This window comes from Proteiniphilum sp. UBA5384 (genome assembly GCF_002410825.1).
GTDB lineage: Bacteria > Bacteroidota > Bacteroidia > Bacteroidales > Dysgonomonadaceae > Proteiniphilum.
In genome coordinates, this window is the sequence record NZ_DHOS01000074.1 from 1795 (window position 1) to 3720 (window position 1926).

At 41.3% G+C, this 1926-nt stretch carries 2 protein-coding genes and 1 pseudogene; all 3 read right to left on the reverse strand.

The annotated features are described in order from the left end of the window. On the reverse strand, nucleotides 1-392 hold a 392-nt coding region (locus B4G81_RS14850), incomplete at its 3' end, for a hypothetical protein (protein WP_294083882.1). A 4-nt stretch (nucleotides 393-396) separates the two neighbouring features. After that, entirely contained in the window at nucleotides 397-1566 is a 1170-nt protein-coding gene (locus tag B4G81_RS14855) for a family 43 glycosylhydrolase (protein ID WP_294083884.1), read from the reverse strand. Nucleotides 1567-1610: 44 nt separating this feature from the next. After that, nucleotides 1611-1926, reverse strand: a pseudogene (locus B4G81_RS14860) (hypothetical protein); the annotation flags it as partial.

Sequence of the window (1926 nt, forward strand, 5' to 3'; positions counted from 1 at the left end):
TTACGTTCCCGGAAGTTCCATTTGATGTTCAGGATGGTTTTGTATCCTTCCTTTTGGAGTGAAAGATAATCCTTGATCCTTTCATCTGAATGCAGTCCCTTGGTCGAATCGTATAATTGAAAGAAGTCGATAAATCCTCTCACCCAGGTGGTCTTCGTTCGTCTCAAATCATTGAAATTGATAAACTGCAATTGCTCATTGTAGTTTACCCCAAGTGCCATGGACCAGGTCGAAAGGTCCACCGTATCAAACGGAATATTCCGGGCCGGTTTTTCCGAAAGAGCCTGTTCTTCCGTTACCGGAAACATATCATTGCCTGAACAGGAAATTACAAATAACAAGACAACGACAAAAATGGAAATCCTTTTCTTAATACAGTGCCTTATTTTCATTTTATTAAAATTTCTGATTCTCATCAGGACCGGGAACGGCATAGGCAGGATCCTTTGCCCGTATATAGAGTTCTCCGTTTTTAAGAAACTTCACCTCTAAAGGGACAATGGTTGTTCCCTGCAGATTAACTGTTTGCGCTGTTGCTGAAAGATCGACATCTTGAATCCCCTTGCTGCTAACAGGAGGAACATCTCCATTATAAAATGCCGTACACCACCATTTTCCATCCTTTGTCTGAAAAGGGGTGCCATGTCCGAGAAATCTGCCTGCAAACCGTCTTGGACCGTAAGGTCCTACTATTTTATCGGCTACAGTATAATAGAGGTTATAAGATCCCTTTCTACCAGTATCGGTGGACCAGGCCGTTCCAAACAAAACATATTTACCTCCGATTTTTTTAATAGTGCATCCCTCATGCCCTATACGACTTATTGTACTTCCGGGATTCTTCGGATCCGGGCGGCTCCCGGACGGCTCAATAAAGACGGGCTCTGTCTCAAAACGAGTTAAATCGCTGCTTATCTGAGCGATATATGCATTTGCCCAAATGGCATACCATGTTCCATCATCATCCCTGAATAAGGAAGGATCATGCTTTTTATCAAAATTTTTGCCCATTGTATGAATCCATGGCCCTTTTACATCGCTACCATCGGAGAGTACAAAACTGCTATTTATCTGAGGGCAATGAACAAGTATCCATTTATTCCGGTTTTCATCCCAATGTATTTCAGGAGCCCATATAAAATTCTTGTTTGGACTCTTTACTTCTGCTCTATTTTCATCATCATAATGATACGTATCCTTTGTCGTAAAAGATACGCCCTGGTATTCCCAGTCGATGAGATTACGGCTACGCCAGATCTGAACGGTTGCACCAACAATACTTCCTTCAAAAAGACCCTTATTGTATGGATCTCTGTTCTCACGGGGATCCCCGGGATTGGGCGTGGTGCCGGTCAAATAATAAAAACCATCTGGCGCATAAACGATATAAGGGTCGCGGATCCAGTGCTTTTTAATATAAAGAGCGCGGTCATGTGACATGAGACCCGATTCTATTTCGGACCCGGACATTACCTGGGGTGTCTGGGCTTCAGCTTTTACAAATGAAACTGTCAAGAATACGAATAAAAACAGCTTCGATAATTTTATTGGGTTTAGTTTATACATACTTTTCTTATTTTTTAAAGAATACGAACCTACTTATAATAAGATTACTTCATAAAGTGATAATATTTTTTTTTGTAAGCTGATTGTGTGTCTACGGAAATTCCCGGATCATTTTGTTTTTTCATCCATTTTTCAAGTTCCCGGTAAAGTTTCTTCCTGATTCTGGCATATTCCCGACTGTTAGCCAGATTATTGAATTGATCCGGGTCATCTTTGACGGAATAAAGTTCATCGGCTGGCCTGTGATAAAACCGATCGACCAGAAAACGTTCCCTCTCACTTCTCCCTCCTGCACTTTTCCATGATTGCCACCAATTTTCATTATGTGCCGCAGCCTCTAGTACATTGTAACATTTAAAA

Coding starts and splice junctions, on each gene's coding strand:
- B4G81_RS14855 (WP_294083884.1), bottom strand. CDS start 1,566: ATGTATAAACTAAACCCAATAAAATTATCGAAGCTGTTTTTATTCGTA.